Source organism: Micromonospora sp. URMC 103 (assembly GCF_051386435.1).
GTDB lineage: Bacteria > Actinomycetota > Actinomycetes > Mycobacteriales > Micromonosporaceae > Micromonospora.
Genome location: NZ_JBPQTR010000005.1, coordinates 1,883,974 through 1,906,767 on the forward strand (window position 1 = coordinate 1,883,974; position 22,794 = coordinate 1,906,767).

Sequence of the window (22,794 nt, forward strand, 5' to 3'; positions counted from 1 at the left end):
CGTGACGACGAGCGTCGAGAACCCGTTTACCGCCCAACCCGCACCGCCGCTCCCCCCGCGCCGAGCGGGTCAGCGGCGGACCGCCCTCTGGTCGCTGCCCGAGGTCCGCTGGGCCGGTGCGGCAACTGGCCTGTTCGTGCTGGGTCTGCTGGCTCACCTGTCCCCCGCCCCGGATTGGGTGTGGTGGGCGCTCTTCCTGGCCTGCTACGTCGCTGGCGGGTGGGAGCCGGGCTGGGCCGGGTTGCAGGCGCTGCGCGAGCGCAAACTCGACGTTGACCTGCTGATGGTCCTGGCGGCGATCGGCGCGGCGTCCATCGGCCAAGTCCTCGACGGGGCGCTGCTCATCGTCATCTTCGCCACCTCCGGCGCGTTGGAAGCTATCGCCACCAAACGCACCGAGGACTCCGTCGCCGGCCTGCTCGACCTCGCACCCGACACGGCCACCCGCCTCACCGCGACCGGCGAGGACACCGTCGAAGCCGCCGACCTGTACGTGGGAGACGTCATCCTGGTCCGCCCCGGCGAGCGGATCGGCGCCGACGGCGAGGTCACCCACGGCGCGAGCGAGGTCGACCAGGCAACCATCACCGGCGAGGCATCACCCGTCGACAAGTACCCCGGCGACGAGGTGTTTGCCGGCACCCTCAACGGCACCGGCGCGCTCCGCGTCCGCGTGACCCGCCCAGCCAGCGACACCGTCATCGCCCGAATCGTCGCCATGGTCGCCGAGGCCAGCGCCACCAAGGCCCGCGTGCAGTTGTTCATCGAGAAGGTCGAACAGCGCTACTCCGTCGGCATGGTCGCCGCCACGATCGCCCTGTTCGTGATCCCACTGGCCCTGGGTGCCGAGCTGCAACCGACGCTACTGCGGGCGATGACCTTCATGATCGTCGCCTCACCGTGCGCGGTGGTCCTGGCGACCATGCCGCCGCTGCTGTCCGCGATCGCCAACGCCGGCCGCCACGGCGTGCTCGTCAAGTCCGCCGTCGTGATGGAACACCTCGCCACCGCCACCCGGGTCACCTTCGACAAGACCGGCACCCTCACCCAAGGCACCCCCCACCTGACCGACATCCGGCTCCTACCCCACACCAAGCGCACCGAAGATGAGGTGCTCGCGCTGGCCGCCGCCGCCGAAAGCTCCTCCGAGCACCCCCTGGCCCGCGCCATGGTCATCGCCGCCCGCACGGCGCAGCTCCCGCTACCCACGCCGGAAGCCTTCACCTCGACTCCCGGACGCGGCGTCACCGCCCGCGTCGACGGCCACCAGGTCGACGTCGGCCGCCCCACCGCACTCGACACCGGCCATCACAGCTCGCTGCGCGCCCTCGTCGACGAGCTGGAGCAGACCCGCCGAACAGCCGTCGTGGTCCAGGTCGACGGCGAACCCGTCGGCGTGCTGGGCCTGGCCGACACGCTCCGCCCCGACGCCGCCGCCACCGTCACCCAGCTCACCGCTCTAACCGGAGGGAACCCGGTCCTGCTGACTGGTGACAACGAACCCGCCGCCCGACGCCTCGCCGCCGAGGTCGGCATCACCGACGTCCGCGCCGGCCTGCTCCCTCAGGACAAGGTCGCGGCGGTACGCGAGTTGGAAAGCCGCGGCAACCGGGTGGTCCTGGTCGGCGACGGCGTCAACGACGCCCCCGCCCTAGCCGCCGCCCACGTCGGCGTCGCCATGGGACGCGCCGGCTCCGACCTCGCCCTCGACACCGCCGACGCCGTCATCACCCGCGACGAACTCGCCACCCTGCCCGCCGTCGTCCAACTGGCCCGCCGCGCCCGCCGGCTCGTCGTCGCCAACCTCGCCATCGCCGCCACGTTCATCGCCGTACTCGTCGCGTGGGACCTCATCGGCACCCTGCCCCTGCCACTCGGCGTCGCCGGCCACGAAGGCTCCACCATCATCGTCGGCCTCAACGGACTCCGTCTGCTCCGCCGAGCCGCCTGGCACCAGACAGCAAGCCCAGCAGCAACGGAAGGACAACCGTGACGATCCGCATATCCGGACTCGGCCTTCACCTGCGGGAATGGACCGACGACGACCTGCCCGTCATGGTCGAACTCTTCGACGACCCCGACGTCGCCCAATGGACGCCACTGGCCTCGCCGTTCGACCTGACGGCGGCGCGGAACTACCTCGACCAAGCCCGCACTCGCCGCGCCGGAGGCCACAGCATCCAACTCGCCATCACCACCAACGGACACACCCCCCTCGGCGAAATCCTCCTCTTCCCCACCAACCCCACCGGCCGCACTCCACACGGCCGCGACGCCGAGCTGGCCTACGCCGTCGGCTCAGCCCACCGCCGGAAAGGACTCACCAGCCGCGCCGTCCAACTGATGACCACCTACGCCTACCAGCTCGGCAAGCGTCGCGTGATCCTGCGCATCGACCCGCACAACGCCGCGAGCATTGCCGTCGCCCGAGCTGCGGGCTTCGAACTCACCGGCGACGACCCCCTCACCCGGCGCAGCCCCCGCCCCCTCCTAACCTGGGACCACCGCTCATCGACCAGTCCCTGAACACCCAGGGACCGCGGTGGCCCAGGGCGCGTTTGCGGAACTGGATCAAGCTCAGGTGGCTCGGGAAAGCGACAAAACAACATTGATTACGCCCTGCCAGGCGTTCCGCCGGTGACGGGTGGTGGCCCTTGCCGGTGATGGTGCCCGCCCAAATCCCCTCAGGCCCCTCGACTTGCAAACGGTTAACGCTGTTGCCTTTATAAACGTGCCCATGCGGCTCGTTCTCCTACTCACTCTTTCCGCAAGCAGCTTCCGCCGCAGCCTCGCCCGCTTGGGGGTGATCGGCTTGATGTGCCGGGCGCGGTGCTGGTGACGGCCGTCACCGGGTCCCTGATCTACGCCCTGCTCCAAGTGGGAGATCGAGGCTGGGCCACGCCGACCAGGGCCTTCTGCTGGTCGCGGCAGTGGTGCTCTATGCAGCGTTCGTCGTCCGCCAGCGCCTGGCCGCCAGCCCCTCATGGATGTGCGCCTCCTCCTACTTCGACCGGTGGCCGTCGGAACGCTGCTCATCCTCGTCACGACCGCTCTGATGGTCAGTGTCTTCTTCCTCGGCACCTTCTACTACGAACGCCACCGGTCGCATCATCGGCCGTGCAGGCGCCCCAGCCTGCGCTGTTCTGGGACTTCTCCTCGCGGCAGTCGGCATGGCGACCCCCGCCCTCTGGGCCGGAACACTGGCCATGGTGGTCGGGGTAGGAGTCGCCTCCGCCGGCACCGGCGCCGTCTTTGTCGCGCCTCCGCGACCGCACTCGGCCAGGTTCAGCCGCACGAGTCCGGTCTCGCATCCGAGTCGACACCGACGAGGCATTCGAAGCTGCCTACTACGAACTTGCCGAACCGATCGACCGCCTCGCCCCCGCTGCCAAGAGCAGCGGCGACAAAATCTGACCTCCGGCCTAGTTCCGCGACGGAGCCACATCAGCGTTGAGGTAGACATCACAGGCACCTCATTCATGAATCTGATCCAGCTCTCGCCGCTGCCGCTCTGGCAACCGACTCTGCGCCCTTGTGTGCTGCGTTCTTACCGCGCCGGACTGGCGTTCGCGGACGGACGTATGGACAGTCACCCGCTCGTAGCCGCGCTGTCGCGGCCTCCGACTCCCCGCGCAGCCGGTTGTGATCTTCGTCTGTTACTGATCCGGTTCCATTGGCCGACCGATGGCGTGTAACGATGGAAGGCGTGTTACCTGCGAAAACAATGCCTGTTATCTCGCCGCTTGCCGGCGAGCCGATCAAGCGCGCCGATGCCGAGCGGCTCGCGGGAGTGTTGAAGGCATTCGCCGATCCGGCCCGACTGCGTCTGCTCAGCCTGATCCAGTCCGCGCCGGGAGGCGAGGCCTGCGTCACTGACCTCACCGGGCCCCTCAGTCTCTCTCAGCCGACCGTGAGTCATCACCTTCGGATCCTCACCGAGGCCGGCCTGCTGGAACGCGAGAAGCGCGGCGTGTGGGCGTACTACCGGCTGGTGCCGGACGCGATCACGGCGATTGCCGACCTGTTGACGCCGCCGCGCAAGCGGGCGACGAAACGGACCCGCTGAGTCACACTGTCGGGGACCGCGCTGGCGCGCAGGGGTGACAGGCTGGTTCGGCGCTGGCAACCGCAGGCGTCAATTCCCGGTCGAGGACGATCGCGGTGGCCGGAGTTGCGTGCCGAGCCAACGGTCAAGGTAGGTCAGCAACCCGCTCAGGTGTGCTGACCGGGACCGGTAGCCGATGTGTCCGTCAGGGCGAACCAGGTATACCGCAGCGGTGCCGCCGGCAACGGCGAGCCTGCGCAGCGCTGGCGCTGCGGGCGCTCCGACATCGGCCGCGCCGATTCGGTGCACGGTGAGCGGGTAGCGGTCCAGCGCGGTGGTGGAGGCGGAAGGCCACACTTCGGCCGGCCCGCACAGGAGCAGATGCCAACCGGGAGCGGCCGTGAGTTGGTGAAGGGTCTGCCCATTGGTAGACAGTGGGCTGTCGGGGAGCCGGTCCCCCGCCCGTGGCCCTCTGCGGGGGGGCCTCGTGGCCCTGCGCCGACAGCGGGCTGTGCCGGTAGCCGATGTCCAACTCGGCCATCCTCCGGAAGGCGGTGGTGCGCACGAACCGTGGCGCCATCACCACGGGGATCACCGCGGGTGCGATCCGGGTACGGGCGAAGCGGAGCAGCGGGTTGGTGTAGGTGGCGATTGTGAATGCCCGGTCGGTGAAGCGCAGCACCGTCCGGCCGACCGGCGCCCGCTCCACCTCGTAGGTGTCTAGTGCTGTGACCACAAACGTTGGCCGGGTTGGATGACCCACCGGGACGCGTCCGCGTAGCGAAACCCGGTATCCCGTAGGGGGTCGCGCTTAAGGGATCTTGTATGGCTAACTGGATGTCTCATGTCTGCGGTCGTGATCAGACTTCATTTCATGGCCCTTCGCATCGCGAGTCAGTCTGATGTTCCCCGTCTACGGCGTGTTGTGTCGCTTCTGGTAGTACTCGGCGTGGTCGGAGGTGCGGTGATTGTGCCGGGTGGGCGGTCGGCGGCTGCGCGTCCACCAGACCGGTCGAGCCTGGCCGCTGACGTGGTCGTCATGGGGGTTGACGACCTCCGGCAACTGCTTCAGTCCCGACGAGTCAGTTCGGTGCAGCTCGTTCGGGAGTACCTGCGCCGAATCAACGCCTACGAGAACGCCTACGCCGACCAGCCCGGCGTCAACGCCGTGATCGCGGTCAACCCGAAGGCCCTGAACGAGGCCGCCGCACTTGACGCCGAGCGCCGGAAAGGCCGGGTACGCGGCCCGCTGCACGGCATCCCGATCCTGGTCAAAGACAACTACGACACCCGCGATCTGCCTACCACCAACGGCTCCGTCGCGCTGGCTGGACTCCGACCGCCGGACGACGCCACCCAGGTCGCCAAGCTCCGCGCCGCCGGAGCGATCATCATCGCCAAGACCAACCTGCACGAATACGCCTCCGGCATCACCACACTCAGCTCGCTCGGCGGGCAGACCCGCAACCCGTACGACCAGACCCGCAACCCCGGCGGCTCCTCCGGCGGGACCGGCGCCGGAGTCGCGGCCAGCTTCGCTCCGGTCGGGATCGGCTCGGACACCTGCGGCTCGATCCGGATCCCGGCCGCGCACAACAGTTTGGTCGGGCTGCGGCCCAGCCTCGGCCTGTCCAGCCGGGACGGCATCCAGCCGATGTCGGCGACCCAGGACGTCGGCGGGCCAATTGGCCGCACCGTGCGGGACGTGGCCCTGGTCATGGACGCCACCGTCGGCTATGATCCCGCGGACCCGGTGACCACCGCCGCGATCGGGCAGACACCGCGCAGCTACACCAGCGGGTTGAGCACCACCGCGCTGCGTGGCAAGCGGATCGGGCTGCTAACGGACACTCTCGGCGTGTCCCCGGCCGAACAACCCGCAACCGACCTGATCCGCCAGGCTGCGGTCGACCTCACCGCGCAAGGCGCGACGGTCGTCGAAGTAGGGCACCAGCAGCGGATCCTGGAACTCGTCACCACCTCGGACGTCGTCAACGACGAATTCGAACGGGACCTCAACCGCTACCTCGCCCAGCCCGGAATCCGTTTCCCGCAAGGCCTCGCCGAGCTGGAGGGACCACATGACGTGGTCACCCTGGCCGACATCGTCACCTCCGGCAAGGTAACCCCGACCGTACTGGAAACGCTACGCAAGCGACTCAACCGTTCCCAGCCCACCGACGCGTACGCCCAGCAGTTGGCAAACCGGACCAAACTCCAGCACGCCCTGCGGGATCTGCTCGGAAGTCTCGACCTCGACGCGCTGCTGTATCCCACCGTCTCGCAGCAGGCGACCACGCTTCCGCAGGCCCAGCCGGGCAGCACTTGTCCCCTCGCCGCCAACACCGGCTTCCCAGCGCTGACCGTGCCGGCCGGTTTCACCCCTGATGGCCTGCCGATCGGCGCCGAACTACTCGGCCTCCCGTTCACCGAACCCGCCCTTCTCGCGATGGCCTACGACTACGAACAGGCCACCCACCACCGCCGGCCACCAGCCAGCACCCCACCGCTAGGGCCGTGACCAAAAACGCTCGCGATGTTGGTCAGGCTGCCGTCCGTTGGGCGGCCTGACCCCATCGGTGTTGGCGTTCGCTGCGGATACGGGCGCCTTCGCGGCGTTGGGCGGCCAGGACGTCGGGGTGGCGGGCGCTGGCGTTGCGCCAGCGCACCGCGGTGCCGGTGTCACTGGCCCATGGGGTGGGCAGCAGCCGGTCGGCGATGCCGGGCAGGCTCGGCCGACGGGCTGCTTCCGGGAACGGAGATCGGCTCGACCGGTAGGCGACCGTCGTGGGAGTGGGTAGCAGTCCGTAGGCCGTGCCGCCGGGTTCGACGAGGTCGGATAGCCCATGCTGGTGGCCTGGGGCTTTGCCGTTACGGGCGCACGGGGTGGGCAGCGTCCGAGCTCGCGGGGGCGTGTTGCGTGGGTGTGGCCAGCAGGGACAGCCGGTCCCGACGGTGGGCGGCGCCGATGTCGGATGCGCGTAGGCACAGCCAGCGCGTGTCATACCCGATCGCGGCCAGGTCGACGTGGACGACGTCGAGGCCGCGTCGACGCAGTGCGGCGACGTTCTCCACGAAGACGAGCGGGTCGAAGTATGCGAATGGCGTCGGCGACGCTGGTCCAGAGGCTGGAGTGTTCGCCGCTGATGCTGGCGCGCGCGGATGTCGCCGAGGTTGGGCACGCCGGGCCAGTGATGGGCCAGGACGGTGCGGGCGTGGCGGTCGACCTCGGCGTACCAGGTGAGTCGGCCGCCGAGCACCAGTTCGACGGCCAGGTCGAGGCCGCCGTAGCCGGTGCACAAGGATCCGATTCGCGGTGGGTGCGATTGGTCAATCACACACCCCCGCTGTCGTCGGTGGTGTCGTCCGGTCTCGGTGCGTCCGGGTTGGTGCGAGGTTGGCGGAAGATCAGCACGTCCTCGTGCGTGATCAGGTGCAGCGGGGTGCCGGCGGTGCGGGCCTTGCGGACTTGCTGGAGTTGGAAGAACGAGGGCCGGGCGATGAGGTGCCCGTCGCGGACCGCTGCGAGCAGCGCGACGCACCGTTCCGTCGGGGCGAGGCCGGCACGCAGTCCGGCGGCGATCACTGCGGATGGCAGGTCGATCAGCTGCCCGTTCTTCCGCCATGGCCGGGCGGTGACCACGACGGTGCCGCCCGGGCGCAGCAGACCCGCGCAGCCGCGCAGGATCTGTTCGAACCCGTCGGCGAGTCCGGTGAGGTCGCGGTAGGCGAGGTTCCCGCGGTCGGTGCCGTCGTTGTAGGCGTTGTCGAACTTCGCCACCCCATCTGGGCTGGGGCGGACGAGGCCGTGCACGGTGGGCCCGTACGGGGGTGAGGTGACGACGAGGGCGACCTGTCCGGTCAGTGCCGCGGGTAGCAGGGAGGCCAGTCGGGTGGCGTCGCCGCGGACCACGGATGCCCGCCCGGTGGCGCCCTGGGTGTGGGCGTGGGTGATGTTCGCGTCGGCGGTGTTGGCCCAGCGCGGCTCGTACTCGACGCCGATGGCGTCGCGGCCGGCGTGGATCGCCTCGACGAGGGTGGTGCCGATGCCGCACATCGGGTCGAGCACGAGATCGCCGGGCTGGGTGTAGGCGTGTACCGCGTGGGCGGCGATTGCCGGGAGCATCCTGGCGGGGTGCTTGACGGACTCGGGCACGTACCGGCCGCGCCGCTGCACCGGCCCGGTCTGCTGGGCGGTCGCCCACACGGACAGACCCTCCGGCACGGCGGTGTGGTGGCGTCCGTCGGTGTCGCGGTGCCGGCCCTCGTAGGTGCGGTGCCGGCCACCGGAGGTGTCTTCGGCCTGCTCGTTCCGGTGGTCAGAGGTGGGAGTGGGGTCAGCCACGGCGCTCACCCCCGTTTCGGCGCCCGTCGCGCGTTGCCGCCGCCGGGGAGAAGACGAGGAGGTCGGCGTGGACGCGCAGGTGCGCCACCGCCCACTGCTGCTGGCGGGTCTGGTGGGTGAGGGTGAGCAGTTCCTCGTCGGTGAGGTGGTAGACGAAGGTGTCGCCGTCGGTGTCGGCGGCGACCGCGACGATGTGCTGCAGGTAGCCCAAACCGACCGAGGCGGCGGCGGTGGCCACCGGTGTGAAGTCCTCCGGCCCGGCCGTCGTGGCGGCCGGCGCGGTGACGATGAGGACGAGGCAGCCGCCGGGGCGCAGCAGCCGCACGCATGCGGTCAGCAGCCACGCTAGCCGGACCCGGTTGACGGTGTCGGCGTGATTTAGTGGCCAGCAGGCCACGACCAGGCTCGTCGCTGCGGCGAGGGCCTTGGGGTCGGGGACGGTGGTGGGTGCTTCGGTGGGCAGTTGGGGGTCGGTGAGGTCATCACCGAACCAGGCGGTCATGTCCGGCACGTCACCGCCGTCGCTCTGGGTGGCGGTGTTGGGGGGTGCCGGTGGGGTGGACGGTCCGATGATCAGGCTTGACGCGTCGGTGAACCAGGCCGGGTGGTGCCTGCGGCCGCCGGCCGCGCTGACGGCGGTCAGGGCGTGGTCGGTGGTGAGGTCGACGACGACCTCGCCGGGGCGGGTGTAGGCGGCGACGAGGCGGTAGGCCAGTCGGGTGCCGATGCTGCGGCCGGTGTCGGCCGGGTGGTGGGCGGTGCGCCACACGGTGACCGGGACCGGCGGGTCACCGGCGACCTCGTCGATCAGGGTCGGGTCGACCGGCTGAGGCTCGACCGGGTGGACAGGGTCGTGGTGGTGCTGCGGCGGGTGCTCGCTCATCTGAATGTTGGCTCCGCGCCACGCGGTGATGCGCTGACGCCCTCAAACCGGGCTTTGTCAGGTCTGGCGAACGCCCCCGACGTCTGACATACCTCTGACAGCGAGGCGCCGCGATCTGACGACGATGGCTTGAGGCACGTTCGGTCGCGGCGTGCGCGTTCTGCGGACAGATGGCCGCACCGCTGCGGCCATCGTTCGTCATCAGTGGCTCTGCCCGGGCCGGTGGTGACAGACCGACGGACGTGCGGGCGTCAGTGTCATCCGACGCCGCTGCCAACCCGCGTCGTGTCACGCGCACCCGTTTTGGGCGACACCGGCGTACTGGCGTTGGTCGTTGTCAGGCTCGTCGGATCTGTCAGCGGCCCGGCTGTCAGGCCTGCCGTGGTGTCTGTCAAAGCACCTGCCCTGCTGTCAGGTGTCGTGCCGGTAGCCCCGTACCTCGTCGCGGGATCGGCGTACGTCGGCGTTCGAGGCGATGGCGCAGCGGAGTCCGCAGGTGAGGGTGACTCTGTCAGATCGGCCAAGTCGAGGGCCGGGCCGGTGTTGTGGCGTCGTGTCGGATACGGCGTCGCCGCGGTGGCGCATGTGGTGTCGGTGCGTGAGCTCAGTGTCAGGTGCCTGTGAGGCCGTTGTGGCGTCATCGTCGGGCGACACGCGTCGGCGTGCCGTTGTTCGTTAACCGGGGAGTTGTTGAGATGGCTTTGTCCGACATGGTTTGGCCCGACTCGCCACTGGACGCCGTTGAGGCCGCCTTCACGGCACTGACACACGACCCCAATCCGATGACATTCGACCTTGACATGGTGGGAAGTGACAACGGCCTGCCGGGCGGTGTCATGACATTGCCGGCGCTGCGCCGCTGGCTGTTGGCGCACCCGCGCGCCTACACCGTGCGTGACACCGTGTGGAGGGAGTTGGTGCTGCGGGCGCGTCTGCAGGGGCCGGCGTGGGTGGTCGCGGCAGCAGGCATGGCCTTGCCGGCGCTACGCCGTTGCGCCGGTCAGCTGCGTGTCGGCTGGTCCGGCGACGCCCATGACATCGACGCGGAGATCCTCACCGGGTTTCTCGCAGCGCTGCGCGACCGGGTGGACCTGTCGAAGCCGGCGCCGTACGCGTCGCTGTGCATGGCGGGGTGGCGAGCCGGGTTCGCGCTGCGCCGGCGTGTCGGTGAGGCCGTGCCCGTCGACGATGTGGAGCGTGTGGCAGGGCCGCGTACTCCCACTGTCCCCTACGGTCATCCTGACCTGCTGGTGCGGCGGGCGGTCGCGCTCGGGTTGCTGGACGTCTGCGACGAGCAGCCCTACATTGACCTGCGGCTGGGCCGGCGGGCGATCGAGCCGATCGCCGCCGCCATGGGCATCACCGTCGACGCCCTGCGCATGCGGGCCCGACGCATCGACGAGCGCCTCGCCCGCGCCCTGGTCACCGGTGTGCTCACCGGCGTTCCGTCCCCCCAGGCCGCCGCGGAACTGGCCGCGAGCGCCACGCACCGGAAAAGGACCCGCGCCGCGGTCCTCGCCGGGGCCGCGCAAACACCGGTCGCGACGGCTGGGTTGGCCGCCTGAGTACCCGATCATTGCGGGTCCGACCGTTGCGGTCGGGCCCGCACCCGTTCCCGTCGACCGTGTGTGATCGCTGTTGCCGACTCGGGTCGGCGCGGCTGCCGTCTTGACCAATGAGTTGAGGTCGCACCGGGAGTGGGATTCCGGGAACTGGTGGCGCGGTTTGCGCTGTTGGACCTGGCGGAGTTCAACGTATGCGCCTTCACTGCTGAGTGAGGGCAAGTCCTGGTGTCAGGATTCGCCGACCCTCGCCACGCGCGCTGGCTCGCCGACGGCGCTGTGGTGCAGAAGGTTGATGAGGCAGCGTCGGTGACTGACAACAGACGTGCTTCCAGGTCCGTCCGCGCTTTTCACATCCATCGTGACGCCGTCGCCGGCTGCGCTGATGACCGTCGGTTCGCCGCAGAAGGCGCAGGGCCAGGGGAGCGCCTCGAGGTGGCTGGCGCGGATTGACAGGCGGATCCAGACCGGCGGGTAGTACCGGTCGATCTCCGTGATGACGGCGTCGATCTCGGCGCCGACCGGCGGATATTCCTCGGGAAGCGCCCTCGGCGATCCTGATGGGCTGTCGATCAGCCCGGCGTCCACGGACGCGCCGACATCGGGCTGTTCGAGGACGGTCGCCAGGATCCCCCACGGCTCGTGGCGCAGGACTTTCGCCTTGACCAGTTGGCCGCGGACGACCCCGCAAGCAGCACCGTCAAAACGCTTCACGCCCGTCCGCCCCCTCTGAGTCGAGGATATGACCTTGGCGCCGCAGAGCGAGTGGGGACTGAGCTGCTGCTGTTAGACCCGCGGTGGTCCTGTTGGCGCCGTGTCAGAGCGGTGTCAGACCCGGGGGCGTTCGTCAGAGCTGACAGCGGACGGTTTGAGGGTGCGAAAGTTCCCTGGGACGGCACCAGCATCGCCGGACCCGGGTCGGGCTTTCACCCGCCGTGAGGGGGCCGGGCTGATGTCGGGCCGCTTCGCGTGCCGGACGCCTCGGGTGCCGCGCAGGTTGATGCGCTGACACCTCATCGAACCACCGCTACCCGACAAGGGAGGACGTGCTCCTCCCGGGGACGGTCCGCGTTCGTGGCGCTGTCCGCGCCCGCGCCCCCTGCGGCGGTACCCCTCTCTGACCGCCCGCGATCGCCCCTGACAGCTGATGCACGGCTGTCAGGGGCCGGAGGTGACCACATCCATGTTCCGCATCCCAGCACGTCTTCGTGCCCTCACCCGGTCCAAGGCCATCCGCCGCGTCGGCACGGTGCCCGCCGTCGCGGTCCTGTTGCTGTCGGCGCCGGCCACCGCGCACGCCGACCCCGGCGGGGTGGTTCTGGCGGCGAATTCCCTGCCCGTCGTCATCGGCAACCTTCAGTCCTGGCTGATGGGCATCCTCGCCGCCCTGGCCACCCTGTTCCTCGTTCTGGCCGGCGTCTACTGGGCCACCGCGGGCGGTGACCCGGCGCAGGTCGAGCGGGCCAAGGGAGCGTTGAAGAACGCCTTGGTCGGCTACGGCCTCGCCGTGCTCTCCCCGGTGTTGTTGCAGGTCGTGCGCGGCATCGTCGGAGGCTGACGGCCGTGGCAGGCTTCGTGTTCGATCAGCTCTTGGACTGGCTGTCCACGGCGATCCTCGCGACCCTGGACGCGCTGTTCGGGGTGATCAGCGACGTTCTACTGATCACCCCGAACGTCACGAGCTTGCCGCAGGTGCAGGCTCTGACCGGGCGTTCCGTGCTCGTCGTGGACACCGTCTTCGTCCTGGCGTTCCTGGCCGCCGGGGTGCTCACCATGAGCGCCGGCGGCAACGAAACCTCCCGCTACACGGTCAAGGACCTTCTCCCCCGCCTGATCGTCGGGTTCGTCGCCGCCCACTTCTCGCAGCTGTGGTGCGGCTTGCTCATCGACCTGGCCAACGCCGTCACCGGCGCACTCACCGCCGGTGACGCAGGCGGCGACGATGCGCTGGAGGCAGTCGAGACCCATATCAGTGCGGGGCAGGACGAGATCGCGGCGCTGCTGTTCGTGATCTGCGTGACGATCATCGCGGTACTGCTCGCGGGCACCGCGTTCAGCGTGATCGTCCGCTTCGCGGTCGTGCTCATCCTGACCGCCGCCGCGCCGCTCGCCTTGGCATGCCACGCGCTGCCGCAGACCGACTCGCTCGCCCGCCTGTGGTGGCGGGCGTACACCGGCGTCCTCGCGGTGCCCGTCGTGCAGGGCTTCACCCTGTACGCCGGGCAGTGGATGCTCACCGACCCGCAGCAGCTGCTGCCGACGCTGGGCTTGCCGGTCGAACCCGGCGGGGTGATCAACCTGTTCGTCGTCATGGTCATGCTCTGGACCACGCTGCGGGTCCCGGCCCTCATGCGTCGCTACGTGGCCGCTGGCAGCAGCGGCGGAGGGAACATGTTCGGCGCTGCGGCGCGGGTGATCGTCGTGCAGCAGGTCAGCCGCTCCCTTCCCGGCCTCGGCCGCGCGCTGCGCGTGCCGGGCCGGTGACCCGCTACCACGACGACGCCGTGAGATCGAATCGCGGTGCCACACGCCCAGCAGACCGTGACGACTCGATACCGGTCTCCGCTGACCGCCAGCTGAAGGGTGCGAATCAAGCGATGAATCCCATACAGGACTCCGACCCGAAGCCCTACCGGGCTCGTGTCCCCGCCGACGTCGACGCCCCCGACAAGGTGCTCTACGGGCTGACGTTTCGGCAACTGGCGATCCTCGCCGCCGCCGCTCTCGGCGGCTACGGCGCGTGGCGCGTCCTGCACCCGTTCGTGCCGGTGCCGATGCTCGTCGGTGCGGCGGTGCTGGTCGGGGGTCTCGTCTTCGGGGTGGCGGTGGGCCGCCGCGACGGCCTGCCGCTGGATGTCTGGCTGGTCGCTGCAGTCCGCCACTCGCGGGCCCCGCACGCGCTGTCGACGACCGACACGGGCTCCCGGCTCCCGGATTGGGTGCAGACGCCGACGACGATGATGTTGCCGGCCCCGTTGAGGCTGCCCGCCGATGCCATCGAGGATGGCGGAGAGATCCGCCTCGGCGGTGGGCGGGCGGCGATGGTCGCCGCGTCGAGTGTCAACCTCGCGCTGCGTACCGCTGACGAGCAAACCGCACTGATCGACACGTTCGGCCGCTGGCTCAACAGCCTGTCCACACCGACGCAGATCGTGGTGTCGGCGCGACCGGTGGACCTGCACTCCGCCGCCCAGGCACTGTCCCGGGCGGCGGACGATCTACCGCACTCGGCGCTGGCGAACGCGGCAGCCGATCACGCCCGTTTCCTCGACGACCTCGCCCAACACCGGGACCCGCTGCGCCGGCAGGTCCTCATCGTCACCCGCAGCAGTAGCGGCGAGCGCGGTGAACACGCGACCCGGCGGCGGGCCGACGACGCAGTCCGCGCCCTGTCAGGCCTCGGCGTCACCACCCGTGCTCTCGACGGGTCAGCCGTCACCGCCGCGATCGCGGCCGCCGCCGATCCCTACCGGCCGGCACGGCCCGGCGGGCTCGCCGCACCGGACACCGTCATCACCTCACCGGCACCCCACCAGCGTCACCGCCCCGGAAGGAACCGACACACGTGAAGCTACGTCCTCTCGCCCGCCGCGCCGATCACGGTGGACAGCCCCAACAGTTGGCGGCCACCGTCGCGCCTGCCGCGGTGGAGGTCACTCCCCGCTTCCTGCGGGTCGGCGACGGCTACGCCGCCACGCTGGTGGTGACCGGCTACCCGGCCGAGGTCGGTCCCGCCTGGCTCGAACCGCTCCTGTCGTGGCCGGGCCGGCTCGACCTCGCCCTGCACATCGACCCGATACCGGCGCCAATCGCCGCGGCCCGGCTGCGTAACCAGCGCGCCCGGTTCGAATCGTCCCGCCGCGCCGACATCGAACGCGGCAAGCTCGCCGACCCGATGGTGGAGGCCGCGGCCGACGACGCGGCGGGCCTCGCGGACCGGCTCGCCCGCGGCGCGGCGAAGCTGTTCCGTGTCGGTCTCTACCTGACCGTGCACGCCCGCACCGAAGACGCCTTGCTGGAGGCGTGCGCGCAGGTGAAAGCGGCGGCCGCGTCGACGCTGATTGAGGTGCAGCCGGCCACCTGGCGGCACCTGGCAGGGTGGACCACCACCCTGCCCCTGGCCACTGACAGCCTGCAGATGCGCCGCACCATGGACACCGCAGCCCTCGCCGCGGCGTTCCCCCTCGCCAGCGCGGATCTGCCGGCGCCGCTGCCCGGCGACCCTCCCGCCGACGGCGGGGTGCTCTACGGGGTCAACCCGGACTCGCAGGGCATCGTGTGGTGGGACCGGTGGGCGCAGGAGAACCACAACTCCGTGGTCCTGGCCCGCTCCGGGGCCGGCAAGTCGTACTTCGTGAAGCTGGAGATCCTGCGCAACCTGTACCAGCGGGTGCAGGTCGCCGTCGTTGACCCGGAAGACGAATACCTCCGCCTGGCCGACGCGGTCGGCGGCGCCGTGGTACGCCTCGGCGTGGCCGGCGTGAAGATCAACCCCCTCGACCTGCCCGCCGGGGACACCCGGCCCGACGTGCTCACCCGCCGCGGCCTCTTCCTGCACACCTTCACCGCGGTGCTGCTGGGCCAGCAGCCGCCACCGGCGGAGCGGGCCGCCCTGGACCGGGCGATCCTGGCCGTCTACCGGCAGGCGGGCATCACCGCCGACCCGGCGACCCATCACCGGCCCGCCCCGCTCCTGCGCGACCTGGCCGACTGCCTGCACACCGACCCCGACCCGGCCGCCGGGCAGCTCGCCGCCCGCCTCGCCCCATGGGTGCACGGCTCGTTCTCGCAGCTGTTCGACGGCCCGTCCACCAGCCGCCCCGACGGGCACCTCGTCGTCTGGTCGCTGCGGCACCTGCCCGACGAGCTTCGCGGCGTCGGCACCCTCCTGGCGTTGGACGCGATCTGGCGGCAGGTCGACGCCCCCAGCCGCCCGGCGGCGCGACGGCTCGTTGTCGTGGATGAGGCGTGGCTGCTGATGCGCGACGGTGAGGGCGCCCGGTTCCTCGCCCGGATGGCCAAGGCCGCCCGCAAGCGTCACGCCGGCCTGGCCGTGATCACCCAGGACGTCGCCGACATCCTCGGCACCGACCTCGGCCAGGCCGTCGCTGCCAACGCGGCGACCCAGATCCTGCTGAAGCAGGCCCCGCAGGCCATCGACGCCGTCGCCGACGCCTTCGGCCTCACCGGCGGGGAACGACGGATGCTGTTGTCCGCTCGCGTGGGACAGGGCCTGCTCGTCTGCGGCACCCACCGGACCGCATTCGAGTCGATCTCTTCGCCCGCCGAGCACCGGCTCGCCACCACCACGCCGTCCGAGCTGGTCGACCTCGACGACGAAGCGGGAGACATCCTATGAACCTGCTGATTTTGTTGGTGTCGCTCACGCCGGCGCCCGGCCCGCCCGAGCCCGGCACCGGCGTCGTGGTCCCATCCAGCCCACCCGCACGGTGGGTGCTGGACGCCGCCGCGTGGGCGGCCGCACGGCCGTGGCTGCTCGCGGTCGCGGCCGCGATGCTTGTCGCGTACGTGGCCGGGCGTAACCTCCTCGCCGGGTGGCAGCACGGCCGACACGTGGCTGGCGCGCGGCTAATCACTGTCGCTCCGCCGCCCGAGGTGGGCCCGCACGCCGCTGCGGCCTTCTGGGCGAACCTGCACGGCACGCTTACTCCGTCGCGGCGGCGCAGGCTGATCTACGGCAGCCCGCACGTGGTGTGGCAGTACACCTGGACCGGCCGACACTTGCTCGTCTCGGTGTGGGTGCCCGGAACGGTTCCGCGCGGTGCGGTCGAATCCGCCGTCCGGGCCGCCTGGCCGGGCGCGGCCTGCACCACGCACGACCAGTCCCCGCCGATTCCCCTCGACGTGCCGGCCGCGGTGGGCGGGCAGCTGCTTCCGGCCGCCGCCGAATGGCTGCCTTTACGCACTGATCACGACAGTGACCCGCTGCGGGCGCTGATGTCCGCCGGCTCCCAGCTCAAGCCCAACGAGCATGCCTGCGTGCAGATCCTCGTCCGCTGCGCCAGCACACGGCGGGCGGCGCGAGCCCGGCAGGCCGCCGGGCGGTTACGCCGCGGCACGACCGTGGTCCCGACGGTCAACCCCGCCGCGCCGCTGCGGTGGCTACTCGAGGCGTTCCTGCCCGCCCCCACCGGCCGCCGTAGCGAAACGGCCGTTCGCAGGGACCCCGGCGTGGAGCGGGATGTGCGGGCGATCCTCGATAAGACCAGTCACCCGCTCTGGGTCGTCGGCATCCGCTACGGCATCGCCGCGGCCTCCCGCCGCGGAGACGGTGACCCGTATCCGAGGTTGCGGGGCATTGCCGATACGGTCGCTTCCTCCTTCGCCGTATACACCGGCCGCAACCGCCTCACCCATCAGCCGCGTCTGAGCCGTCCGGTGGTCGTGCTCGCCGCACGGCGGCTCGGCGCCGGGTTCCTGGTGAGCGGCCCGGAGCTCGCCGCCGTGGCGGCGCTACCGCGTGACCTGGCCGTACCCGGCCTGGACCGCGCCCGGGCCAAGCCCATGCCCGCGCCAGTTGCTGTCGCGACCGGCGGGCGCGGCGTCAAAGTTCTCGGCACGGCCGAAGTCGGGGGGCACACTGTTGGGCTGTCGGTGCCGGACGCCCGATACCACACGCACATGGTCGGATCGACGGGCTCCGGGAAGACCACGTTGCTGGTGAACCTCGCCGTCGACGACATCAAAGCCGGCCGTGGCACGGTGGTGATCGACCCGCACGGCGACCTCGTCCTCGACATCCTCGACCGGCTCCCCGCCTCTGTCGGCGACCGCCTGGTCATCTTCGACCCGGACCAGCCGAACCCGCCGAACGTCAATCCCCTCGCTGGTGCCGACCCGGACCTGGTGGTGGACAACATCGTGTCGATCTTCGGGAACATCTTCGCCAAAGCGTGGGGGCCCCGGATGGATGACGTCATGCGGGTGGCCTGTCTGACGTTGTTGCGGCACGCCAACGTCACCCTGCAGCACATCCCGCCCCTGCTCAACAGCGCCCAGTTCCGGTCGGCGATGACCGTCGGTCTCGACGACCCGGCCGGCCTGTCCGGGTTCTGGCAGTGGTACGACGAACTCAATCCGGCCCTGCGGTCCCAGGTCATCGGCCCTGTTCTTGCTCGGCTGCGGGCGTTCCTGCTGCGGGACTTTGTTAAACGCAGCATGCGCTACCCCCAGCCCAGCTTCGAGATGGGTGAGGTGCTCGACGGCGGCGCCCTGCTGGTCAGGATTCCGAAGGGGCAATTGGGTGAGGACACCAGCAAGCTGCTCGGCTCCCTGATCCTCGCCCAGGTTTGGCAAGCGGCCACGGCACGAGCGAGCCTGCCACCGGACCGGCGCCGGGACGCCACGCTGATCATCGACGAGGCGCAGAACTTCCTGACTCTGGCAAACAGCCTGGACACGATGCTCGCCGAGGCCCGCAAGTATCGGTTGTCCATGGTCCTCGCTCATCAGGACCTGGCCCAGTTCCCGAAAGACCTTCTCGCAGCCGTCAGCGCCAACGCCCGCAACAAGATTTACTTCTCCTGCGCACCGGAGGACGCCCGCGTCCTCGCCCGGCATACTCTGCCCGAACTTGACGAGCACGACCTCACCCATTTGGACGCCTACACCGCCGCCGCTCGCCTCGTCGTGCAGGGGCGACAGACACCGGCGTTCACCCTGCGCACCCGCCCGCCCAAACCCATCGTCGGAGAGGCGACCGCGATCCGACGGGCCGCCGCCTGCACTGTGCGGTCACAGAACACCAGCGCCGTCGACGCACTTGTCGACCGGTTCTCATCTCGGCCTGACGATCGCCGCCGTAGGCGTGGCGCAGGCGGTGCTCACAACGGCGGCTGACCGGTCGCACCACCAAACGCACCTGACGGGCATACCGGGCGGGTACATCGGTGGCCACGGTTTCAGTTGGCGCCACCTCAAGTGCAGACAGGGACTGAGCTCATCGATCGCGGGAGGCCCTTTACGTCGGTTTGGCCGCCGGGGTTCGGATCACGTCCGAAGGTCGGGCAACCACTTGCGGCCTCGCGGCGTCGATCCGACTCTCGCCGGCTGGGCGTCGGTCCTGTCGAGCCGGCGCACTTCAGGAATGTCGTCTTTAAGCGCAAGTAGCCGTCAGGGCAGCGAAGATCGTGAATCCCTGACACACTCCATCGCAAGATCGTCGGTGGCCGACGACCAGGCGCGCCTGCGCTTGCAGGCCATCGCCGACAGCTAGCTATCACTCCACACGGGGGAGGTCCCATGCGAGTACCTCGACGGAAATCGACGAGGCGTGTCAGGGCGGTGAGACGCGCGGGCTTGATCGTGACAGCTCTTGCGTTGGTGATGTCAGCGAGCGCGGTACCGGCGCACGCGGCTGCGTCCGAACCAACAACCGCCAGCACCGGCGCCGGCGAGTTTCGGATCAAGAAACTGGGAGCTGCCAGCTCGCCGTCCGCCCGAGCCAGCAACGCTGACGACGAAGCCCAGCAGGAGCAGCAGCGGAAGCGGCGTCTCCAGCTAGCTCGGGAGGAAGGGCAGCAGGGTACGGGCGCCCGGCTCGCAGCCACCGACTACTGCAACGAGGAACTCTACGCCGAACAGACTGGCGGCATCGTCCTTAATCACTACAAGTACTGCGAGTCGACGCGTTACTCGATCGAGCACGTCGTGTGCGCGTACAAGGTGTTCGGCGTCTGCCTGTGGGAGAACCAGGTCGGGTACGCCGAGTTCCGGATGTTGACCCGCGGCGAAGGCTGGGACGGTGGGATGCCTCCCACCAGGCAGAATGACTGGGTTGATCCTGCCCTCAACCAGATCAACTGGGTGACAAGGCTCGATCAGTGGGACAAGGTCAAGGGTGACATTGGCGCCTTCCCGCTGACCGTCGAGATGCTGTGCAGCACCAACTACTCCCCCGGCCCCTGCGTCGAGGATCCCCAGGGCCACACCGACACCCGTCCGGTCGCCGCCTGGATGGCGTTCGGCGAGACTCAGCAGCGTTGGCTGCAGGATCCGAGTCGTGGTTACGGCGACGACGGGATCGCCGTTTTCGACTTCCGCAGCCGGATCAAGTTCATGGACGAGGAGGGTGAGACGGCCGGCAACTCATACCGATGCGACTCGGCGTCCTACCTCATCGGCAAGCGGGGCTGCATGTTCCACAAGACCGAGCTGTACTTCCGGAGCCTCGACCTCGCAGAAGGATCAGACGTCTACGAGGAGGCGTGGCACGTCTACGAGGCGTTCCGGCAGCCCGGCGTCACGAAGCCGGCGTTCGGCGCCAAGGACGTGCCAGGCAACCCCGATGCGGCACAACCAAAGGCGCTCACCCGCCTCTACCCTGCCTACGACCGAGCGATCTACGACAACAACCACAGCACCGCCGTCGCCACCTGCGAGGCGGACTTCCCGCAGCCCTACCAGGTAGGTCCTAACGGTGAGGCTAGGGAGTGCGACGAGTACCCGTTCCGCGCCACGTATCAGGGTGCCTCCGTGGCTGATCCGGCGCTGAACTTCTCGGCGAAGCCCATCAACGCTCTTCACAATGGCACTGGCGGCGGCCATCTGGGCTACTGGTACACGAATTCGCAGCGAGTGCTCCACCAGGACAAGTTCTTCGTGGTGTTGGTGAACACGGACTTCAGCGGCGGCGGTGGCGGTGGCGGTGGTGGTTCCGTGCCGAACCAGGCTCCGTCGGTCAGCGCAGGTCCTGACGTCACGGGAGACGAGGGGTCGGCGATCCTGTTGACCGGATCGGCAAGCGACCTGGAAACGACTCCCGCTCAGAGCTGGAGCTACACCGCTGGCCCTGACGTGGATGCCGGCGCCACCTGCTCATTCAGCAACAGCCAGAGCGCAGCCACGAAAATCACCTGCACCGACGACGGCACGTACACGGTCACCCTCACCGCCAACGACGGCGTCAACGCGGCCGTCAGTGACAGCGCAACCGTCCACGTTCGCAACGTCGCACCGCGGATGACGGGCACCGGTGTGGAGCCGTGGTCCGCGTACCGCGTCGGCACCGCGGTACCCCTCAACGGTCTCTTCACCGATCCTGGAAGCAACGACACCCACACGTGCCGCATCACCTGGGACGACGGTGGGCAGACCGAGGAATTCGCCGCCCAGAACGGCTCCTGCGCTCGCTCACACGTCTACGCCCACGCCGGCATGTACACCATCAAGACGACTGTGACAGACGACGACGGCGGGGTTGGACAGGCTCAGACGATGATCGTCGTGTACGACCCCGAAGGCGGGTTCGCGACCCAGGGCGGGTATCTCGACTCGCCTGCGGGCGCACTGACGGCTGATCCGCAACAGAGCAGCCGACTGCACGTCCAGTTCAACGTGAAGTATCAGCCCGGTGAGACAGGCCCGATACCCGGCGGCGGCAAGGTCGCTGCACAACTCGCCGGTACCAATTTCAGCCTCGACTCCACCGCCCTCGAATGGCTGGTGGTTACCCCCACGGGCAGAGTCGCGGTCAAGGGCAGCGGCACCGTCAACGGCGAGGAAGGCTACGGCTTCGTCGCATACGGCGACGATGCGCAAGACAGCGTTCGACTAGTGGTTTGGCCCCTGTCCAGCGGCCGGATCCCCGGATTCGAGACGGTGTACGACAATCGCTCCGAGGGTGACTACGACCTGGACCTGTTCGACCCACAACCGCTGGCGGGCGGGAACCTGACCGTTCACAGCTAACTGACACCGGTGGTGGCGGCTGGTGCCAACCGGCCGCCACCACCTCCTAGGAGAGGCATGCCCGAGCCCGGCCCCATCAGGCGCTACGAGGTTGCCCCATACGTCGAGTTCCGAATGTTTCAACTGTCAGACACCATCAACGTCGGCGCACCGTTGGCGGAGTTCGACCGGTCCGGCGACGACCTCGTCATCGGCGGCGCCAGCGGAGTCCTCTTCCGCTCCGCGGGCAACAACTTCTACCCCAGGGTGCGGCTGGAGCTGTGGGCCAGCGAACCCCCTGCAGATCCGGGAACCTGGGACCGAATCCAAGAGTCCGACTTCGACAGCCAGGATGGCACCGTCCAGTTCATGTCGGTCATGGCAGCGTTCGCCGGCGACGAAATCCACCTGCCTCACCCAGGGACTTACGAGGTCAGGGCCTACTGCCGCGGCCGCGAGCAGGCCGCCGCCCTGCCTGCGAGGTCTGTCGACCACCGGGGTGCAGAGGAATGGCTCGTCCAGATTTGGCCGACCAGACCATCGGACGCCGCAGAAACTGCCTAGCGCCTGACCCTGAGCGGTGCGCATACCTGCGCGTCAGCTCCTCATACCGCACCCCCGGACGCCTTCGCTCACGACCAGGGCCGCCGCTGCCGGGTGCCTTACCGATCCCTGCTCAGCTGGTTGCCGGGCAACCGGCCTCCTCCGAGTGTCTCGGCCTCGCTGCTCGATGATCCGCTGCAGCTCGCCGACGTCCAGCCGTCAAGCGATACAGCCTTCTGGCCTTGCGGGAGGCAGACCTGCTGCTGGCCGAGCGCAAGATCCGCCGGGGATCACGTTGCCCAGGTGAGGCATCCGTATCTGGCCGCCCCTCTCATATCGGGGATCGTCGCGGGCTCGCTTTCGGTGACGTGCACGCCTGACCACGTTTTTGGGCATGTCGATGAGCCGCGTCTGTCTACCGGCGTAGGCCGGAGACAACGAGCACAGATCACAAAGGTCTCGACCTTGTTCCGAGTCTGAACGCGTCCGGTCGTGCCGGATTGGGTCGGACAGTTTGATCTGTCAGTCGGCAACGTTTCCATTGCCGCTGGTCCAGCGTCGCCCCCTCCCTATGGGCTTCACCAGCCCTTCACCACCAATCACCTGCACGTACGGCGAATCCACCCACCGGGCCGGTCCGCCCTGCACACCGGCGCTGACCGATGTCGGTCGCCATCGCTCCGAACTCAGACACCCCTGCTCACTCAGGGGGTTCCACCTACTCCGC

The 22,794-nt window shown here is 69.4% G+C and carries 16 protein-coding genes and 2 pseudogenes; 12 read left to right on the forward strand and 6 right to left on the reverse strand.

Translation table 11 applies throughout. The annotated features are described in order from the left end of the window. Position 1 precedes the first annotated feature (1 nt). The 3 genes from ACSNOA_RS21920 (at position 2) to ACSNOA_RS21930 (ending at position 4,066) form a co-directional block, all read left to right on the forward strand. Positions 2-1,993, forward strand: a complete 1,992-nt coding sequence (locus ACSNOA_RS21920) for a heavy metal translocating P-type ATPase (protein ID WP_436660980.1) — start codon at positions 2-4, stop codon at positions 1,991-1,993. Continuing rightward, a complete protein-coding gene (locus ACSNOA_RS21925; protein WP_436660981.1) occupies positions 1,990-2,526 on the forward strand; it encodes a GNAT family N-acetyltransferase in 537 nt (178 codons plus the stop codon). The genes ACSNOA_RS21920 and ACSNOA_RS21925 overlap by 4 nt, the downstream gene beginning before the upstream one ends. Positions 2,527-3,724: 1,198 nt before the next feature. After that, positions 3,725-4,066, forward strand: a complete 342-nt coding sequence (locus ACSNOA_RS21930; protein WP_436662404.1) for an ArsR/SmtB family transcription factor — start codon at positions 3,725-3,727, stop codon at positions 4,064-4,066. Between the two features lie 69 nt (positions 4,067-4,135). Here the strand turns inward: ACSNOA_RS21930 and ACSNOA_RS21935 are convergent. Beyond that, positions 4,136-4,501 (reverse strand): annotated as a pseudogene (locus ACSNOA_RS21935) (hypothetical protein); the annotation flags it as partial. Positions 4,502-4,919: 418 nt separating this feature from the next. Between ACSNOA_RS21935 and ACSNOA_RS21940 the strand changes: the two are divergent. Then, a complete protein-coding gene (locus tag ACSNOA_RS21940) occupies positions 4,920-6,566 on the forward strand; it encodes an amidase (protein WP_436660983.1) in 1,647 nt (548 codons plus the stop codon). A 22-nt stretch (positions 6,567-6,588) separates the two neighbouring features. Here the strand turns inward: ACSNOA_RS21940 and ACSNOA_RS21945 are convergent. From ACSNOA_RS21945 to ACSNOA_RS21960, 4 genes and pseudogenes are all read right to left on the reverse strand, one after another. Continuing rightward, positions 6,589-6,714: pseudogene (locus tag ACSNOA_RS21945) on the reverse strand (integrase); the annotation flags it as partial. 202 nt (positions 6,715-6,916) lie between these two features. Next, on the reverse strand, positions 6,917-7,345 hold the full coding sequence (locus tag ACSNOA_RS21950; protein WP_436660984.1) for a DNA cytosine methyltransferase: 429 nt from the start codon (positions 7,343-7,345) through the stop codon (positions 6,917-6,919). A 34-nt stretch (positions 7,346-7,379) separates the two neighbouring features. Then, on the reverse strand, positions 7,380-8,390 hold the full coding sequence (locus tag ACSNOA_RS21955; RefSeq protein WP_436660985.1) for a TRM11 family SAM-dependent methyltransferase: 1,011 nt from the start codon (positions 8,388-8,390) through the stop codon (positions 7,380-7,382). Then, complete coding sequence (locus tag ACSNOA_RS21960) at positions 8,383-9,273, reverse strand: hypothetical protein (RefSeq protein ID WP_436660986.1); 891 nt, start codon at positions 9,271-9,273, stop codon at positions 8,383-8,385. The genes ACSNOA_RS21955 and ACSNOA_RS21960 overlap by 8 nt, the downstream gene beginning before the upstream one ends. A 695-nt stretch (positions 9,274-9,968) precedes the next feature. On the opposite strand from ACSNOA_RS21960, the gene ACSNOA_RS21965 reads away from it, so the two are divergent. Further along, complete coding sequence (locus ACSNOA_RS21965; protein ID WP_436660988.1) at positions 9,969-10,838, forward strand: hypothetical protein; 870 nt, start codon at positions 9,969-9,971, stop codon at positions 10,836-10,838. A 228-nt stretch (positions 10,839-11,066) separates the two neighbouring features. Here the strand turns inward: ACSNOA_RS21965 and ACSNOA_RS21970 are convergent, their stop codons facing one another. Further along, positions 11,067-11,549, reverse strand: coding sequence for a hypothetical protein (locus ACSNOA_RS21970; protein WP_436660990.1), 483 nt, complete (start codon positions 11,547-11,549; stop codon positions 11,067-11,069). Between the two features lie 469 nt (positions 11,550-12,018). Here ACSNOA_RS21970 and ACSNOA_RS21975 point away from each other — a divergent pair, with 469 nt between their 5' ends. The 7 genes from ACSNOA_RS21975 to ACSNOA_RS22005 all read left to right on the forward strand — a co-directional run bounded on the left by ACSNOA_RS21975 (position 12,019) and on the right by ACSNOA_RS22005 (position 22,088). Beyond that, positions 12,019-12,393 carry a pilin gene (locus ACSNOA_RS21975; protein WP_436660992.1) on the forward strand — a complete coding sequence of 125 codons (375 nt, stop codon included), beginning with the start codon at positions 12,019-12,021 and terminating at the stop codon, positions 12,391-12,393. Then, positions 12,390-13,319, forward strand: coding sequence for a hypothetical protein (locus ACSNOA_RS21980; protein WP_436662405.1), 930 nt, complete (start codon positions 12,390-12,392; stop codon positions 13,317-13,319). The genes ACSNOA_RS21975 and ACSNOA_RS21980 overlap by 4 nt, the downstream gene beginning before the upstream one ends. 113 nt (positions 13,320-13,432) lie before the next feature. Further along, complete coding sequence (locus ACSNOA_RS21985) at positions 13,433-14,404, forward strand: PrgI family protein (protein ID WP_436662406.1); 972 nt, start codon at positions 13,433-13,435, stop codon at positions 14,402-14,404. Beyond that, positions 14,401-16,194: a VirB4 family type IV secretion system protein gene (locus tag ACSNOA_RS21990; RefSeq protein ID WP_436660993.1), complete on the forward strand. Its 1,794-nt coding sequence runs from the start codon at positions 14,401-14,403 to the stop codon at positions 16,192-16,194. The genes ACSNOA_RS21985 and ACSNOA_RS21990 overlap by 4 nt, the downstream gene beginning before the upstream one ends. Continuing rightward, the gene (locus ACSNOA_RS21995; RefSeq protein WP_436660995.1) at positions 16,191-18,695 is read left to right on the forward strand and encodes a type IV secretory system conjugative DNA transfer family protein; all 2,505 of its coding nucleotides are present in this window, start codon (positions 16,191-16,193) and stop codon (positions 18,693-18,695) included. The genes ACSNOA_RS21990 and ACSNOA_RS21995 overlap by 4 nt, the downstream gene beginning before the upstream one ends. A 465-nt stretch (positions 18,696-19,160) precedes the next feature. Continuing rightward, positions 19,161-21,545 (forward strand): PKD domain-containing protein, encoded by a 2,385-nt coding sequence (locus ACSNOA_RS22000; RefSeq protein ID WP_436662407.1) that lies wholly within the window; start codon positions 19,161-19,163, stop codon positions 21,543-21,545. A gap of 57 nt (positions 21,546-21,602) precedes the next feature. Next, the gene (locus tag ACSNOA_RS22005) at positions 21,603-22,088 is read left to right on the forward strand and encodes a hypothetical protein (protein WP_436660996.1); all 486 of its coding nucleotides are present in this window, start codon (positions 21,603-21,605) and stop codon (positions 22,086-22,088) included. The last annotated feature ends 706 nt before the right edge of the window (positions 22,089-22,794 follow it).

What these genes read in the sequence shown, in the direction of transcription:
- ACSNOA_RS21930 (WP_436662404.1), top strand. Translation starts at nt 3,725, where the DNA reads ATGCCTGTTATCTCGCCGCTTGCCGGCGAGCCGATCAAGCGCGCCGAT.
- ACSNOA_RS21940 (WP_436660983.1), top strand. Translation starts at nt 4,920, where the DNA reads ATGGCCCTTCGCATCGCGAGTCAGTCTGATGTTCCCCGTCTACGGCGT.
- ACSNOA_RS21960 (WP_436660986.1), bottom strand. Translation starts at nt 9,273, where the DNA reads ATGAGCGAGCACCCGCCGCAGCACCACCACGACCCTGTCCACCCGGTC.
- ACSNOA_RS21965 (WP_436660988.1), top strand. Translation starts at nt 9,969, where the DNA reads ATGGCTTTGTCCGACATGGTTTGGCCCGACTCGCCACTGGACGCCGTT.
- ACSNOA_RS21975 (WP_436660992.1), top strand. Translation starts at nt 12,019, where the DNA reads ATGTTCCGCATCCCAGCACGTCTTCGTGCCCTCACCCGGTCCAAGGCC.
- ACSNOA_RS21985 (WP_436662406.1), top strand. Translation starts at nt 13,433, where the DNA reads ATGAATCCCATACAGGACTCCGACCCGAAGCCCTACCGGGCTCGTGTC.
- ACSNOA_RS21995 (WP_436660995.1), top strand. Translation starts at nt 16,191, where the DNA reads ATGAACCTGCTGATTTTGTTGGTGTCGCTCACGCCGGCGCCCGGCCCG.
- ACSNOA_RS22005 (WP_436660996.1), top strand. Translation starts at nt 21,603, where the DNA reads ATGCCCGAGCCCGGCCCCATCAGGCGCTACGAGGTTGCCCCATACGTC.